The 15,671-nt window shown below is 60.0% G+C and carries 16 protein-coding genes; 7 read left to right on the top strand and 9 right to left on the bottom strand.

Annotated features, from left to right (window positions below):
- Nucleotides 1-26: 26 nt before the first annotated feature.
- The 3 genes from ruvC to GKZ67_RS03290 all read left to right on the top strand — a co-directional run bounded on the left by ruvC (nucleotide 27) and on the right by GKZ67_RS03290 (nucleotide 4,493).
- Nucleotides 27-581 carry a crossover junction endodeoxyribonuclease RuvC gene (ruvC, locus tag GKZ67_RS03300; protein ID WP_254245204.1) on the top strand — a complete coding sequence of 185 codons (555 nt, stop codon included), beginning with the start codon at nucleotides 27-29 and terminating at the stop codon, nucleotides 579-581.
- 330 nt (nucleotides 582-911) lie between these two features.
- A complete protein-coding gene (locus tag GKZ67_RS03295; RefSeq protein ID WP_173241131.1) occupies nucleotides 912-1,265 on the top strand; it encodes a carboxypeptidase-like regulatory domain-containing protein in 354 nt (117 codons plus the stop codon).
- Between the two features lie 603 nt (nucleotides 1,266-1,868).
- Nucleotides 1,869-4,493, top strand: a complete 2,625-nt coding sequence (locus GKZ67_RS03290) for a PAS domain-containing hybrid sensor histidine kinase/response regulator (RefSeq protein WP_173241130.1) — start codon at nucleotides 1,869-1,871, stop codon at nucleotides 4,491-4,493.
- 167 nt (nucleotides 4,494-4,660) lie between these two features.
- Here the strand turns inward: GKZ67_RS03290 and GKZ67_RS03285 are convergent, their stop codons facing one another.
- The 6 genes from GKZ67_RS03285 to GKZ67_RS03260 all read right to left on the bottom strand — a co-directional run bounded on the left by GKZ67_RS03285 (nucleotide 4,661) and on the right by GKZ67_RS03260 (nucleotide 9,667).
- Entirely contained in the window at nucleotides 4,661-5,392 is a 732-nt protein-coding gene (locus tag GKZ67_RS03285) for a LytR/AlgR family response regulator transcription factor (protein WP_173241129.1), read from the bottom strand.
- Nucleotides 5,393-5,743: 351 nt separating this feature from the next.
- Complete coding sequence (locus GKZ67_RS03280) at nucleotides 5,744-6,556, bottom strand: PhzF family phenazine biosynthesis protein (protein ID WP_173241128.1); 813 nt, start codon at nucleotides 6,554-6,556, stop codon at nucleotides 5,744-5,746.
- A gap of 104 nt (nucleotides 6,557-6,660) precedes the next feature.
- Nucleotides 6,661-7,281 carry a hypothetical protein gene (locus tag GKZ67_RS03275; RefSeq protein ID WP_173241127.1) on the bottom strand — a complete coding sequence of 207 codons (621 nt, stop codon included), beginning with the start codon at nucleotides 7,279-7,281 and terminating at the stop codon, nucleotides 6,661-6,663.
- Nucleotides 7,278-7,847, bottom strand: a complete 570-nt coding sequence (locus tag GKZ67_RS03270) for a DUF1624 domain-containing protein (protein ID WP_173241126.1) — start codon at nucleotides 7,845-7,847, stop codon at nucleotides 7,278-7,280. The genes GKZ67_RS03275 and GKZ67_RS03270 overlap by 4 nt, the downstream gene beginning before the upstream one ends.
- Before the next feature lie 503 nt (nucleotides 7,848-8,350).
- The gene (locus GKZ67_RS03265; RefSeq protein WP_151087837.1) at nucleotides 8,351-8,542 is read right to left on the bottom strand and encodes a cold-shock protein; all 192 of its coding nucleotides are present in this window, start codon (nucleotides 8,540-8,542) and stop codon (nucleotides 8,351-8,353) included.
- A 684-nt stretch (nucleotides 8,543-9,226) separates the two neighbouring features.
- A complete protein-coding gene (locus tag GKZ67_RS03260; RefSeq protein WP_173241125.1) occupies nucleotides 9,227-9,667 on the bottom strand; it encodes a BLUF domain-containing protein in 441 nt (146 codons plus the stop codon).
- A gap of 125 nt (nucleotides 9,668-9,792) precedes the next feature.
- On the opposite strand from GKZ67_RS03260, the gene GKZ67_RS03255 reads away from it, so the two are divergent.
- Nucleotides 9,793-11,295 (top strand): malate:quinone oxidoreductase, encoded by a 1,503-nt coding sequence (locus GKZ67_RS03255; RefSeq protein WP_173241124.1) that lies wholly within the window; start codon nucleotides 9,793-9,795, stop codon nucleotides 11,293-11,295.
- A 19-nt stretch (nucleotides 11,296-11,314) separates the two neighbouring features.
- A complete protein-coding gene (gene pncA, locus GKZ67_RS03250; RefSeq protein ID WP_173241123.1) occupies nucleotides 11,315-11,926 on the top strand; it encodes a bifunctional nicotinamidase/pyrazinamidase in 612 nt (203 codons plus the stop codon).
- A 68-nt stretch (nucleotides 11,927-11,994) separates the two neighbouring features.
- On the opposite strand, the gene GKZ67_RS03245 is transcribed toward pncA, so the two are convergent.
- The gene (locus GKZ67_RS03245; RefSeq protein WP_173241122.1) at nucleotides 11,995-13,110 is read right to left on the bottom strand and encodes a glycoside hydrolase family 43 protein; all 1,116 of its coding nucleotides are present in this window, start codon (nucleotides 13,108-13,110) and stop codon (nucleotides 11,995-11,997) included.
- 136 nt (nucleotides 13,111-13,246) lie between these two features.
- Nucleotides 13,247-13,990 carry an SDR family oxidoreductase gene (locus tag GKZ67_RS03240; RefSeq protein ID WP_173241121.1) on the bottom strand — a complete coding sequence of 248 codons (744 nt, stop codon included), beginning with the start codon at nucleotides 13,988-13,990 and terminating at the stop codon, nucleotides 13,247-13,249.
- Between the two features lie 128 nt (nucleotides 13,991-14,118).
- Here GKZ67_RS03240 and GKZ67_RS03235 point away from each other — a divergent pair, with 128 nt between their 5' ends.
- Complete coding sequence (locus GKZ67_RS03235; RefSeq protein ID WP_173241120.1) at nucleotides 14,119-14,631, top strand: GNAT family N-acetyltransferase; 513 nt, start codon at nucleotides 14,119-14,121, stop codon at nucleotides 14,629-14,631.
- Between the two features lie 23 nt (nucleotides 14,632-14,654).
- On the opposite strand, the gene GKZ67_RS03230 is transcribed toward GKZ67_RS03235, so the two are convergent.
- Complete coding sequence (locus GKZ67_RS03230) at nucleotides 14,655-15,275, bottom strand: thioredoxin family protein (protein ID WP_173241119.1); 621 nt, start codon at nucleotides 15,273-15,275, stop codon at nucleotides 14,655-14,657.
- A gap of 91 nt (nucleotides 15,276-15,366) precedes the next feature.
- On the opposite strand from GKZ67_RS03230, the gene GKZ67_RS03225 reads away from it, so the two are divergent.
- Nucleotides 15,367-15,648 (top strand): hypothetical protein, encoded by a 282-nt coding sequence (locus GKZ67_RS03225; protein ID WP_173241118.1) that lies wholly within the window; start codon nucleotides 15,367-15,369, stop codon nucleotides 15,646-15,648.
- Nucleotides 15,649-15,671 lie beyond the last annotated feature (23 nt).

The raw sequence follows: 15,671 nt of genomic DNA, 5'->3' as shown, positions 1-15,671 counted from the left end.
TGGGCATCGACCCCGGCACCCAGATTATGGGCTACGCCGTTATTGAGGTGCGCGGGCAGCGCGTCGACGTGCTGCAATACGACGTTATCAACCTGAAGGCCCTGGGTTCGAATCACGCCGTAAAGCTAAAGCGGATTTTCACCCGCATGCTCGAGCTCATTGATGAGTTTTTGCCCGATGAGCTGGCCATCGAGGCACCCTTCTACGGGGTTAATGTGCAGAGTATGCTCAAGCTGGGGCGGGCACAGGGCGTGGCCATCGCCGCCTGCCTCTCGCGCGATATACCCTTTGTTGAATATGCCCCGACGAAAGTAAAGCAGGCCGTAACCGGCTCAGGATCAGCCGATAAGGAGCAGGTGGCCCGCATGCTGCGCCAGACGCTGACCCTGCCGCCCATCGAAGAAGCGCCGAAGTTTCTGGACGCCACCGATGCGCTGGCCGTAGCCCTGTGCCACCACTACCAGCAGGGCAACAACGCAAAGGCCGGCAGCAAGAGCTGGGGTAAATTTCTGGAAGACAACCCCGGCCGCACCCTGGCCGCTACCACGGCCCGCAAGACCGCTGGCAGCCGCGCAAAATAAATTGTGTTCAGCCCCAGAATTTTTTTCGTCTGGCAGCAGGCTACGTTCACACACAGAATCAACTAGTCCGGATAGTTAATAGTCCTGGCTTTCGGGGAACCAGTACATTTGTACAAGTCAACTTTTTCTGCCTTTGGTGCAACCTGTTGCCCCAAGCTTCGTTAGCCGCTCTATTATGAATAATCACTATACTATCCGCCTTTACGTAGCAGCTCTGCTCGCTCTTCCGATGCTGGTAGCCGTGCCGGGCACGGCCGCTGCTAACACTCCGGCCACCAACGGGCCAGCCACCAAGCAGCCTCACGCGGCAGCAGCGCCGGCCGCCGCCCCGTGCTGCGCGCCTGCCGCGCCGGCGGCCAAAAAGCCGGCACCCCCAAGAGCGCCGCCAGCCTGGCCACCCCAGCCGCCGCGCCGCCCGTTGCGGAGGCCCTGGCCCCACAAACCGTGCAGCTTAAAGGCATCGTGCTGAAGGCCGATGGCCAGCCCTGCGCCGGGGCCAGCGTGTACCCGGCTGGTGCACCACGCCAGCTCGTGGTAACCGATGCGAAAGGCACCTTTACCCTGCCCGTACCTGCCAGCATGCCGGTCTCGCTGCGGGTCGAATATTTTGGCGAAGGCAGCAGCCGGGTAGAAGTTCCCGCTAAGGCCGCTACCGAGCCGCTGCACATTACGCTCGGCCAATAGGCTGCGCTGTCTGTATCGTACCGAGTGGCTTAGCTTAAAGAAGGCCAAAACCTCCTTTCAGTATCCGAGAGGAGGTTTTTTATTATCCGCTAGCGGTAAATGGAGGCTGCATTGCCTGGGCGCGCGTCGGCGGCTATCCGGCTAGCAGAGCCTGCTGTTCGCATAGTAACGGCTGGGCGGCCCAGGCCACCCGCTACTTTTACAAAACTACGCTATCCTCAGCCGCCTTCCGGAGCGCTATCCTTTCTGCTGCTATAACAAACTTTCCTGCTGCTAACCGGGCCGGCCTAACCGGTGCGTAAGCCACGTAGCGCGCTTCCTTTGCCAACCGGCCCGCGGCCCCAATCACCCAATTCGGGCGATTGGGGCCGCTAAGCTAAGTACAGCTCCGCACCTGCACAGCAAGCCCTGCCTGACAGCCTGGTACGACTTTTCAGCTACCACTTTCCGAATGAGGATAGCGCGGACCTGAGAATTGGCGCTTGCATAGCTAACGGAATTGCTTTTGCTATTTGCAAGGTAATCCGATGCCGCCAGTTTGTTGTTTAGAGTCAGGTAGCTTACCGGCCGCCATACGCAGCTTATTTTCGTCTTTTCATTACTATGTCTTTGCCCGCTGCCCCGGCCCCTCTAACGGATGACTCCTCAGCCGACCTGCACACGCTGGCCAGCTTATCGGAGCATAACCCCAACCCCATCGTGCGCCTTGATGCCACGGGCCGGCAGCTTTATGCAAATGCCGCGGCCCGGACCATGGGCCACGGCTTAAGCCGGGAAGAGCAGGTGCGGATACGCCGCCAGCTGCGAGCGGTAGCCCGTAATGGCGCCCCGAGCCAGGAAATTCAGGTGGGTGAGCGTTTTTTTATGCTGCAGGTGGCGGCTAGCGAGCCCCCTACCGGCTGCATAACCCTGTACCTGGCCGAAACCACGGACCGCGTTCGCGCCGAGCGGCAGCTTGCCGAGCAGCAGGCTTTTATGAGTGCCATTCTGGATGCTACTCCCAGCTTAATCTTTGTGCGCGATGAGACGAAGCAAATGGTGTTCGAAAACCGGGCAACCACCGAGCTGCGCCGCCAGCTGGGCTACCTGCATCCAACGCATGTCCAGCCTCCTACTCCCCGGCAGGCTGAAGAATGGAAAGAGTATATAGCTACCGATGCATATGTTTTAGCTACCGGCGAGCAGCTAACGGTGGAGGTGCCTACCACGCTGGCTTCGGGCGAGGTGCGCTATTTCTGCACTATCAAGCGGCTGCTGGAGCGGCCCGATGGCACCCGCCAGGTACTGGTGCTCAGCAACGACATCACCGAGGAGAAGCTGGCCACCGATACCCTGGCCCAGCAGGAAAAGCAGTACCGCGACCTGATGATGCACTCGCACGCGCTCATCTGCACCCACGACCTGCAAGGCGAGCTGCTCTCGGTAAACCCGGCAGCGGCCGAGTTGCTGGGCCGGCCGCTGTCGGCCCTGCCGGGCTGCCTGCTGCACGAATTGGTAGCCCCTGAGCACCGGCCCGCAGTAACGAGCTACCTACAGGGCTTCGCTACCACCGATAGCCAGCGCGGCACGCTGGCTATCAACGACAACAAGGGCCGGACCCGGTACCTGCTCTACGACAACTACCTGGTGCGCGAGGCCGGCCAGTCGCTTTACGTGATTGGCTATGGCCAGGAAATTACCGAGCGCGTACTGGCCGAGCAGGAGCTGCTGCGGGCCAAAACCGCGGCCGAAGCAGCCGTGCGGGCCCGCGAAAACTTTCTGGCCAATGTCAGCCACGAAATCCGGACGCCCCTCAATGGGGTGCTGGGTATGGCCAGCCAGCTTGGCAAAACCTTGCTCGACGGCCGTCAGCAGGAGTTTGTGCGCACTATCCGCCACGCGGGGCATCACCTGCTGCACGTTATCAACGACGTGCTCGACATGGCCAAGATTACCTCCGGCAAGCTGGAGATGGAATCGGTGGCGTTTAACCTCTGCGACTCGATGGGTGAGGCCCTGCGCCCTCTTATTGCGCAGGCCAATGAAAAGGGTATTCACTTTGCGGGCACGCCCCTGCGCACTACCTGTAGCTACCCCTGGGTGCTCGGCGACCCGCACCGCCTCAACCAGATTCTTATCAATCTGGTAGCCAATGCCTTAAAATTTACCGACCCAGGCGGGCGCGTGATGGTTATTGGCGAGCAGCTGGCCGCCACTGATAAAACCATCACGGTGCGATTCAGCGTGGAAGATACCGGCATTGGTATCGCGCCTGAGAAGCAACAGCTTATTTTCGAAGGGTTTACCCAGGCTTATTCCGATACCACGCGGCGCTTTGGCGGCACCGGGCTGGGGCTCAGCATTTCGCGGGCGCTGGTTGAGCAGCTGGGAGGCCAGCTAATGCTCAGCAGCGTGCTCGGGCAGGGCAGCATCTTTGCCTTTATGCTTACGCTGCCCAAAGCCCCCGCTCCCGTTATAGCGTCGCCGCTCGTCGACGCCTACGACACCGGGGCCCTGCAGGGCCGCCGGCTGCTGGTAGTCGAAGACAATGAGATAAACCGTACCGTGGCCCGGCTGCTCTTTGAGGGCTGGGGAGCCATAGTGGAAGAAGCCAAAGATGGCCTGGCCGGGGTGCACCGCGTGCGCGACGAAGTACTCTATGATGTGGTGCTCATGGATATTCAGCTGCCCGGCCTCAATGGCCTCGACGCTACGGCCGCTATCCGGGCGCTGCCCGACCCTCAGCGGGCCAACATACCTATCGTGGCCCTTACGGCCAATGCCTTTCGGGCCGACCGCGACCGCTACCTGGCCGCCGGTATGAATGCGTGCCTGGCCAAGCCATTTGAGGATGAGGAAGTGTACCGCACCCTGGCGCAGCTGCTGCCTGCCCCGGCCGATGCTCCGGCCTACGACCTGGCCAAGCTGCGGGTGCTGGCTCGGGGCCGTGAGGAATTCGTGCTGAAAATTATTCGTTCTTTTTTACGCAACATGCCCGAGAGCCTCGCTCAGTTGCGCCAGGCGGCCACCGAAAACCGTTGGAGCGAAGTTGCCAAAATCACCCACCACATCAAGCCCAGCCTCGAATCGGTAGGCATGCACCAGGTAGCCGCCGCCGTTGAGCAGCTCGAAGCGGCTACCCCTGCCGACTACCCGCATCTGCCGGCCGCCGCTTCTCACCTGGCTACCCATATTGAGCGCGTATTAGCACAGCTGGCCCACGAGCTGCCGCAGGAACAAGGTGGGTAATAAGCAGCGGACCGCAGGTAGCAACTATTTTTAATTACTAATCAGGAACTTAGGAAAATACTCTGAAAGAAAAACTAGTCATCTCTAAGCAAACGCCAGTTGAAAACCACGCCCTTTAGTTACAACGCATTGCGAACCAAGCGATAACGCCCCTGTTACCCATTGCTTCAAAGGCTGCGCAAATGGCGGGCAAATTCTTCCTGATAAGACTTACCAACCGGCACTTCGCAGGAGCCGATTTTTAAGACATTGTCTTCGACGGCCTCAATGCGTTGCATATTAACGATATAAGAACGGTGCACGCGCACAAAATGGGCAAATGGCAGCCGCTCGCTCAATACCTTGAGTGTGAGGTACACAATGTGCTTCTGAGTAGGCGTAACCAAAACCGAATAGGTAGACAGAGCCTCTATATAGAGAACGTCATCAAAATTTACCTTTATTGAGCGGGTGCCTACTTTCACAAATAGCTCGGGGGCCACTGCCGGGGCCGGCGCAACCGGCGGGGGCCGACGGGCCACGGGGCGGCGGGCGGCCACTACCCTGCCTATCGCCTGGCTAAAGCGGGCGGGCTCCACGGGCTTCACGAGGTAATCAATGGCCTGCATATCGAAGGCGGCCACCGCAAAGGTGCGGTGGGTTGTTACCAGCACAATAGCGGGCGTGGGCTTGGGCAGCAGTCGGGCCAGCTCCAGGCCCGTAAGTGTGGGCATCTCCACATCGAGCAGCAGCAGGTCACAGCGCCCGCCCTTGCGAAAAAAATCGAGCGTTTCGAGCCCGCCCGGCAGCGAGGCTACCAGCTTCAGCTCGGGCGTCAGGTCAACCAGGTGCTCCAGGGTGAGCCGGTTGATTTCATTGTCATCGACGATGATGCAGGTGAGAGGAGCAGCAGGCGTCATAATACCAAGGGATGCCAATACGGACCACTAAACGCAGACTATGCATTACGAAGGTACTGGCCGAAAGGCTGCTTTGCCTTTTAGACAAGAAGCCGTTTTTACTTACGCAGCGCAAAGCCAGGCAATAGCTTGTACGTTATGCGGTGCTTGCTGAGTAGGTAGCGCAGACCTATAACCCAGATACGAACCTGAGACCCGCACTGGTTCGTATTGTGGGGCGGTGGATAACCTCCGGTAGAAGGGAGCCGCAAGCTGCTCGTGGCTGTTGGGTTAGCTGATGAGCTTGTTTCACCAACTTAAAAACGCCCGGTGTGTTACACCAGGCGTTTTTTCTGGGCTTCCTGACCGGTGCTACAGCTGCACGTCGCCGCGTAAAAAAGTAACAGCATAGCCACCAATGTCGACACGGTCGCCGCGCAGGCGGCACCAGAGCTCGCCGCCGCGCGCCGACTCCTGACGGGCAAACATATCGGTTTTGCTTAATTTTTCGGCCCAGAACGGAATGAGCGTGCTGTGCGCCGAGCCGGTTACCGGGTCTTCGGGTACGCCAACCTCGGGGGCGAAGAAACGCGACACAAAATCGACGCCATTGCTGCCGGGCGCGGTGGCAATCAGGCCGATGTAGCCCAGGTCGATGAGGGCAGTGAAGTCGGGCTTGAGCGCCAGCACCTCATCGGCGTGGGCAAACTCGACCACCAGGTCGCGCGAGGCCAGCACGGCCTGCGGCGTGGCCGCGCCAGGCCCGAGCGACTGCATCAGCACTTCAGGGTGCTCGGCCAGGGCCAGTGGGCGCGGCGGGCGGCTCGGAAAGTCGAGCACCAGCTTACCATCGGCTTCGCGGCGCACTTTCAGCAGGCCGCTTTTGCTTTGAAACACTATTTCGGGCTTGGCAAAGCCCCGCTCATTCCAGAGCACGTGGGCGCTGGCCAGCGTAGCGTGCCCGCAGAGGTCAATCTCAAACGTCGGCGTAAACCAGCGCAGGTGAAAATCGGCCTCCTGGCCGCTGAGCGGGATGAAAAAAGCTGTTTCGGCCAGGTTGTTTTCGGCCGCAATCAGCTGCATGGTTTCGGCCGGCAGCCATTCGTCGAGCGGACATACCGCGGCGGGGTTACCCGTAAAGGGCCGCCGCGCAAAGGCATCGACCTGGTAGATGGGAATAGTCATGGGGCGCTTGCTTGGGTGGGTGACATTTCTGGCGCACTACATTTGGGGCAGCTTGCCAGGGAAAATAAGTACAAAGATGCAGCCGGCCGCCAACCGCCCGGCACCTACAAATAAGAAAGCCACCAATACGAGTGTCGCTGCTTGTAGCCCTGGTACCAGCGACAGGGCCAGTACATCAGCCCCACCACGCACACCCACACCACGTAGGCCCGCAGCAGGCTGGGGTGGTAGCCGGCCGGCCAGTCTTTAACCGGGGCAAACGAAAGGTTAATGGCTTTGCCAAAGGCCAGGGTAGTCCAGATAAATGCGCCCCCGCTCACCAGGCAAAAATGCAGCACGAAGTAAAACAGCGGCACCCGTCCGTATATGCTCAGCCAGCGACTAAGCCGGCCGGGCAGGCCCTCGGTTGCCGACAGCAGCAGCAAGGCTACGCCCAGCGTAAGGCTCAGAAACAGCAGCGACGGCGGGTACTTGGTGACGTCGAGAAACGATAGCAGGCTATACCCCGGCCCCCGCGGCTGCGTGCTCCACGGCGCGGGGTCGCCGTACCAGTTGGTAGCACGCAGGCACCCGAAAAGCAGCAGGGCAGCCACGCCCGCCAGCCGCAACCAGCGCGTGCGCTGGGCCGATGCAGCCCTGAACCACGGCCCGACAGCGTAGCCAGCGGCCATCACGGCCGTCCAGGGCAGAATAGTATAGGCAGCCAGCAAAGGCACCGGGCTCATCTGGAAAAAGGCCGGCCCCCGTAGAGCAGCGCCCAGAGCAGGTTGCTGGCCGTTACGGGCTGGGCCGTGGGAAGCAGGTGCTGGCCGGCAATCATACCCAGCGCCAATGTAACCAGCAGCCAGCGCGGCAGCCAGATAAGGCCGGCCAGCAGCACCATGCTCCAACCCAGCACCCAGATTACCTCCAGCAGCACCAGGTTGTAGCCCCATTGCAGCAAAAAATTGATAAGCACCAGCTCCAGCACGACCAGCCAGAGTCCCCTCGTCAGCAAAAACCGGCTCACTTTGCCCCGGCCTGCTTGCTTTTGCTGATATAAAAAGACGCTCACGCCGGCCAGAAACACAAATGTGGGAGCGCAGAAGTGCGTAATCCAGCGCGTCAGAAATAATAGCGCCGAGGCGTGGGCCACGTCTTCGGGCCGCACCCTGGTAGCGCACCAAAACTCCCGAATGTGGTCGAGCGCCATGATTACCATCGCCAGGCCGCGCACTACGTCAATGGCCGGCACGCGTGAGGTAGCTGCTGGCCCGGCCGGCAGCGGCAGTGAAGTAGTGGGTTGCAGCATACGCAGGAGAGTGACAGTTGAGGCCGAAAATATACTACTCCAACTCCCTAAGCCAGCTCTTCTACTCTTGTCATTAAGTATTTACTATATCTTATAATAATACAATTTCGCTTACGCGAAAGAAAGGCAGCGTAGCTTCCAAGCCGGTATTCGGGGCGGGCTGCCGGCTTTTTGGCCGGCTGTCCGTTCTTCGTGCACGCCAGACGTTTATTACGACAAGCAGACAGCCGGCGAAAAGCCGTAGTATCTATTCGAGTTGAATGCTGAGGTCGGCTGGCGGTTGTAGAGGCGCATCCTTGCGCCTCAGCGTTGAACGCCTGAACGGTATTTTTTGGGCGGCGCGGACACCAAGACGCAAAAATGCGTCTCTACACGTGGGTCCTGCCTATTCTGGCTAACTCAACCTGCTTCTTAATCAGCTGTCCCGTCACTGCCAGCTTACCCACAAAAAAAGAGCAGCCTACCTAGTGGTAGACTGCTCTTTTTATCGAAAGAAAGTCGAACTAAACGAGCGACACCTTTACTGCGTTCGGGCCTTTTTTGCCCTGGGCAATTTCAAACTGCACTTTGTCGTTCTCGCGAATTTCGTTTACGAGGTCAGTTACGTGGACAAATACGTCCTCGCCGGTGCTGTCTACTTTGATGAAGCCGAAGCCTTTGGTTTCGTTGAAGAATTTTACGGTTCCTGTCTGCATGATGCTAGGAAAAATGGTGAGAAAGCAAGCAGCAGCGAACCTGTTTTATGAATGCAGCAAGCTGCATAAATGGTACTGACACGTGGCGATTTGCCTTTTAATGCTGTAAAGATACGGTCTATTTGGTAGATGGCCCCCGCTTCGTACGCCTAATGAGCCAGGCACCGCACAATATTTTTCCATAAGCACCACATATTCAAGCGCTTTTAGGCAACCGGCACGCTCATCCGGAAAGCCCGGAAACCGCTGCCACCGGTAGCCAGGGGCTATAAGAAGCACCTTTCGATGAAAAAAACCCATGCAAAGGGGCTTCCGGACGCGACGTGGATAAAACACCACTCCTGGCCGCTGCCGCTGAGCCAGGTGGCGGCACCCGCGCCTGTGCGCCGCGGCTTACATAGCTGCTTTTTTCGAGCAGCGGCGGCCGGGTACGGTGGCTTTAGCTTTGCGTTCTGCCTTACGACCTCCGGTTATAAGCCCCTTGGCTGCGATTTTTACGACAATGCTGGAGGCGGCCGCTGCGTGCTGAAAGCAGGTATATCCGCAACTTCTAGCCCGGTTTGCAAGTCCGGGTTCAGGGTGAGCGCCACGTACCCTAACCTGGAAATCGCGCTATCGCTGCTCTTCAGGCCAGCGGCTTTACGGTGAGCGCACCTGTTGCCTGGCACATATAGCCCTTCGCAGCTAGAGCACGAGCTGCCGCGAGCTGGCGGTCATAAACTCGCTTAGTACTTGCTGCATGGTTGAGCCGGCTCCGGTCTGCACCAGCTGCGGCGGGGTGAGGTAGCCAGGCAGGCCCAGAAAGTAGTCGCTGGGCAGCGGCGCAAAGCTCATGTGCCAGCCCGTGAACTCGCGCCGGGGCATAAAACCATCGGCCAGCCTTTCGAGCCGGCCGTGGCGCGGGTCGGCAGCAATGCGGGTATACAGGTGGCGCACCGCGACGGCGCTGCCCTCCAGCACCTGCATAAAGCGCCCGTCACCGTACATGAGTACGCCCGTAATATTTGCCTTTTGATTGAAACACCGCGACCGCCGCAGCAGTTGCACTAATTCTGCCTCCCGGAAGTCGCCAATGGCCGTACTAACATAGACAATGCTATAACAGCCTTCTGGTTCACTATTCATGCTCAATGCCTCGGCTTAGTTTTGGATATTTCTGAGGCCTTGCTGCTCTATGACTTACCAAGAAAAAAACAATTTATTCTGACTGCAAGTACAAATTTACACTACACTGCGCCAATCTCTTTTACATGAACTTAAAAACTACTCCTGCCAAACCCCTTACTGCCGATATCGTGCTCATTGGGGCTGGCATTATGAGCGCCACGCTGGGTATATTGCTCAAGGAGTTGGACCCTGACCTGACGATTGCCGTGTATGAGCGCCTCGACGCGGTGGCGGCCGAAAGCTCGGATGCCTGGAACAACGCCGGTACCGGTCACTCGGCTTTTTGTGAGCTCAACTACACGCCCCAGCGCCCCGACGGCAGCATCGACATTTCAAAAGCTGATAAGATTGCCGAGCAGTTTGAGCTCAGCAAGCAGCTCTGGGCCAGCCTTGTGCAGGGTGGTCAGCTGCCCGACCCCGAAGCTTTCATCCACAGTATTCCGCACATGAGCTTTGTGTGGGGAGCTGAGAACGTGGAGTACCTGCGCAAGCGCCACGCCGCGCTGCTGAGCTCGCCCCTGTTTGCCGGTATGGAGTTCAGCGACGACCCCGCGCAGATTGAAAAATGGATTCCGCTGGTGATGGACGGCCGCGACCGCAGCCAGCCGATAGCGGCGACCCGCATGGCCATCGGAACCGACGTTAACTTTGGCGCCCTCACGCGGGCGCTGTTCACCCAGCTGAGCCAGCAGCCCGGCGTCACGTTTGAGCTAGGGCAGGCAATAGAAGATTTCCGACATAAGTCCGATGGGCTGTGGCGCGTAAAAGTGCGCAGCCGGGCCACCGGCAAGAGCCGCAAGGTGCGCACGCGGTTTGTGTTTATCGGGGCGGGCGGCGGCTCGCTCACGCTGCTCGAAAAGTCGGGCATACCCGAGGCCAGCGGCTTTGGCGGCTTTCCGGTGAGCGGGCAGTGGCTGAAATGCACACGCCCCGATGTTATCGCGCGGCACGACGCCAAGGTTTACGGCAAGGCCGCCGTCGGCTCGCCGCCCATGTCGGTGCCTCACCTCGATACCCGCCAGATAAACGGCCGCCGCGAGCTGCTGTTTGGTCCTTACGCCGGCTTCAGCACCAAGTTTTTGAAGAAAGGCTCGTACGCCGACTTATTCCGCTCGATTGAGCTGGGCAATATCAGGCCTTTGCTATATGCCGGTGCCCGCAATATTCCGCTTACCAAGTACCTTATCGGCCAGGTATTACAAACGCCCGAGCAGCGCATTGCGGCCCTGCGCGAGTATTATCCTGAGGCCCGCCCCGAAGACTGGCAGCTTGAAGTAGCGGGCCAGCGCGTACAGGTCATCAAAAAAGACAAGAAGGCCGGCGGCGTATTAGAATTTGGCACTGAAGTAGTTACCGCTGCCGATGGCTCGATTGCCGCGCTGCTGGGGGCTTCGCCGGGGGCCAGCACGGCCGTCAGCATCATGCTCGACCTGGTGCAGCGCTGCTTTCCCGAGCAAGCGGCCTCTCCCGAGTGGCAGGCTACTTTTCACCGGCTGGTGCCCTCGTTTGGCCAGCCCCTGGCTGCTAATGCGGCCCTTACGGCGGCCGTGCGGGCGCACTCGGCCGAGGTGCTGAAGCTTACCTGACAGACTGACTTTAAAGATTATGACTTGCCTGCTGCTCATCGACATTCAGCTTGATTTTTTACCAGGCGGCTCGCTGGCAGTGCCCGACGGCGATGCTATTTTGCCGCTGCTCAACGACTTGCAGCCGCATTTCGACCTGGTAGTAGCTACCCAGGACTGGCACCCGGCCGGGCACCGCAGCTTTGCCAGTGCTCACCCCGGGCAGGCGCTTTTTGCCGAGATTGAGTGGCAGGGACTGCCGCAGCGCCTCTGGCCCGACCACTGCGTGCAGGGCTCGCCGGGGGCCGCCCTGCATCCCGCGCTGAGTCTTGACCGCGTGGAAGCTATTTTTCGCAAGGGTACCGACCCCGAGCTGGATAGCTACAGTGCTTTTTTTGACAACGGGCACCGCCGTGCCACCGGCCTGAGCGGCTACCTCCGCGCCCGTGGCATTACGCAGGTAGCGGTGGCCGGGCTGGCCACCGACTACTGCGTGTACTTTTCGGCCAAGGATGCGCGTAGCGAAGGGTTTGAAGTGCTGGTTATTGAGGATGCCACCCGCGGCATCGCCGCCGAGTCTGTAGCCGCCGCCAAGGCCGACTTACTAGCTCAGGGGGTGCGCTTTGTGCCGGCCAGCCAGGTGCTGGCGTAAAGCAGCAGAAAAGAGCGTCAGGCTTCACTATCCACTGCCTGGCGCTCTTTTTGCTGTTTTTTAAGCACTTACGGGTTAATCGTCACGATGCTGCCGTCGGCATTATGCGTTAGCTCAGTCACTTTCACGTTGCGCAGCCAGGTTTTATTGCTCAGCTCCGTGTCGTGGTAGAAGATGTACCATTTGCCTTTCACTTCCACGATGGAGTGGTGGGTAGTCCAGCCTTGCACCGGGTTCATGAGCACGCCTTTGTAAGTGAAGGTGCCGGTGGGCGAGTCGCTCACGGCATAAACCAGCAGGTGCGTATCGCCGGTCGAGTACGAGAAATAGTACTTGCCCTGGTACTTATGCAGCCAGCCGCCTTCAAAAAAGCGCCGCTTCGTATCGCTCGCCAGTAGCGGCTTACCAGCCTCGTCCACTATTTTCAGCTCCTGCACCGGGCCGGCAAAATGCTGCATATCGGCGCTGAGCCGGGCCACGCGCGGGCCAATCGCCGGCTCGTTACCATCGGGCTTTTTATCGGGTGCCTTGGGGTTATAGGTACCGGTAGCCCAGCGCTGGAGCTGCCCGCCCCAGAGGCCGCCAAAGTACATATAGGCCTTGCCATCCGCATCGCTAAACACGGCGGGGTCGATGCTGTAGCTGCCTGCGATGGACGTAGCCGCCGCCTTAAAAGGCCCGGTGGGCGACGGGCTGGTGGCGACCCCGATACGGAACACGTCCTGCTTGTCCTTCACCGGAAAGTAGAGAAAGTACGTGCCATTCTTAACGGCCGCGTCGGGGGCCCACAGCTGGCGGCCGGCCCAGGGAATGTCCTTGATAGCAAGCGCCATGCCGTGGTCCGTCACCTTACCACCCACGCTGTCCATCGACAGCACGTGGTAGTCGCGCATGGCAAAATGGTCGCCGCTGTCATTTTCCGGGATGCCCGACTCGATGTCGTGCGAGGGGTAGATGTAAATCCTGCCGTTGAAAACGTGGGCCGACGGGTCGGCGGTATAGATACTGCTAATCAGTGGCTCAGCCAGGTATTTGGCAGTAGCTGAGCCAGTTGTGGCGGCCGAGGCCGCTGTGGCAGCCGTCGGCTGGGCGGCTTGCCGGACAGGCTGGCTTTGGCAGGCGGCCAGGGCCAGCGGGGCGGCCAGCACCAGCGCCGAACGGCGAAAAACGAGCTTATGAAGCATGAGTAGAAGCAGCTGATTTGGTGGGACCGCAAGCTACACGTCAGTTTTTTGCCCTACCTATCGGTTTCGTTTAGATAGGGTTACCCGCTTTGCCAGCCCCAAAAAAGAACTCCTGAAGGTGCTATTCCGCCGGCAGTTACCCGTTCATTTGCTTGAAGCGGGCATCCAGCTCGGCGCGCGACGCCTGCCGGATGGCCTCGGAAGTGCCAAAGCCGACTTCCTCCTCCCCGGCTGCCAGGCGCGCCACAATGCTGTCGGCAAACTCATCGACCGGGGCCGCCCAGGTGTGCAGGCCTACTCCGCCCAGGTCGGTGTTGACGGCGGGCGGCACTATTTCGAGCACCCGAATGGCAGTATCGGCCAGCTGCCGGCGCAGCGAGAGCGTAAACGAGTGCAGCGCGGCCTTCGTGGCGCTGTAGATGGGCGCGGCGGCCATCGGAGCAAACGCCAGGCCCGACGATACGTTGATAACCACCGGCTCGCGCTGCTGGCGCAGGTGCGGCAAAAGCAGGGCGGTGAGGTGAATGGGTGCTTCCAGATTAATGGCAATTTCCTGGCGCTGCGCCTCCCAGGCCGCCAGGTCGGCGGATAGCTCAGCCAGCTGGAAGCGATTTTGGATGCCCGCGTTGTTGACGAGCACATTCAACCCCGGAAAATCGGCCACTACGCGCTGCACCAGCTGCACGCGGTCGGCGGCCACGGCCACATCGCAGGCGTAAAAATGCAGGCCGGGTACCTGCTGCTGGGCCTCGCGCAGTTTGTCGGGCCGGCGCCCGCAGATGATAACCTGGCTGCCCGCCTGCACAAAGCGCTGGGCCAGGGCCAGCCCAATGCCGGTAGCGCCGCCCGTAAGGAGGATGGTATTAGTGGCGAGATTCATACTTTGCGGTTGTTTGGTGCGGGTTGGCTGATTAAGCAAGAATTTTGGCAAAAGTTTACCTAATCGTTGCTAAAACTGTTACGCGTACTCATTCTTTTTGGCCGCCACTCACCACCAGCCGCCTCTTTATGGAAACGATAAATGCTGCCACCCCAGCCGATGCCCCGGCCCTGACCGCCCTCATTAATCATGCTTACCGTAGTGAGCAGGGCGGCTGGACCGCTGAAGGCCACCTGCTCGAAGGCCCGCGCATCGACGAAGCCGGCTTGCTGGCAATGCTGGCCCTGCCGCACGCCCAGTTCTTAAAAGCCGAAACCGACGGCATCCCCACGGGCTGCGTGTACCTGGAGGCGCAGGGCGAGGTACTCTACCTGAGCCTGCTGGCGGTAGCGCCCGAGGCGCAGGCGCACGGCCTGGGCCGGCAGCTGCTGGCCGCCGCCGATGCCTACGCCCGGCAGCTGCGGCGCACCAAGGTGCGCATGAGCGTGCTGGCCGCCCGCCCCGAGCTGCTGGCCTGGTACGAGCGCCACGGCTACCAGCCCACCGGAGCCAGCGAGCCTTTTCCGGCTACCACGCGCTTTGGCCGCCCCCGCCAACCCCTTACCCTGCTGATACTGGAGAAGAATATAGATAATTCTTAATACTTATGACGCGGCTCAGTGGGCTACGTTAGCTGTTGCACCAGGGCCAGCAGCTCGCGCTGAATGGCCTGGGTATGGTCGTGGGCATACCAGGCGTGCAGTTCCCGAATGAAGTCATCGTGGCTCATGCCTTCGGCTTTGAGCTTGGTTATCAGCGCTTGAGCGGCAGCCGGGCGCGGTCCCCAGTGCGTGGCTTCGGTGAGCGTATCGGCGTGCAGCACCACCAGCTTGGGAATAGAGCGGCTGGTGCCCGTGAGGTAGCGGTCGATGAGGTCGAGGTTGTGGTCGCGCAGCACATAAGCGGTGCGCACGTGGCCGGCGCTGGCGTGGGCCACGGCTTCGAGCACGGGCACAATCTGGGCCGCGTCGCCGCACCAGCCTTCGGTAATAATCAGCCAACTATAGTTTTGGCGCAGGGCGGCTACGGCAGTGGCCAGCTCGGGTAGCACCTTCACGGTTTTATCGAGGCGGCTCATACGCTGCACGTTGAGCTGGGCATAGGCCAGCAGCTCGGCCGACTGCTCGGGGCCGGTGGTTTTGCCTTCGGCCAACAGCTCATCGAGCAGCTGGCGATAAGCTGGGTAAGAGTAGGCGGCGGCCAGGCGCTCGGGGCTCACAACCGGCGCAGAAAGTATAGGAAGCATAAGCGAAAGCAAGGGAATGCGGCTATAACAAGCCAACCCCTCTTTTGGCTGACTGCTGCGCTAACCGCCGGGCAATTTCTAGCTTTACGACATGAAAAACACCTGTTTCCTGGCGGCGCTGGCCCTCGGAGCTGCTGCCTGCCAGTCGTCGGGTGCTCCTACTGCCGAAGCGGCCCGCGCCGCGGTGCGCCACTACCTACAAAGCCAGCCCAATGCCGCGCTCTACGTGCCCGACTCGGCCAGCGTGGTAGAGGTGGCTACTCACTGGCAGGTATTGGTACCCCGCACCGATTGGGCCCGCCGCATGCCCAGCCGCGCAGCCTTTGCGGTTGATAAGCAAAGTGGCGTCGTAAGCACGCGGGCCGTTAAATAGCGCATTACCAGGTTAGTACTGGA

It is taken from the genome of Hymenobacter sp. BRD67 (assembly GCF_013256425.1).
Classification (GTDB): domain Bacteria; phylum Bacteroidota; class Bacteroidia; order Cytophagales; family Hymenobacteraceae; genus Hymenobacter.
Note: the sequence above shows the minus strand (reverse complement) of the source record. Positions and strands in the feature narration are given on the sequence as shown.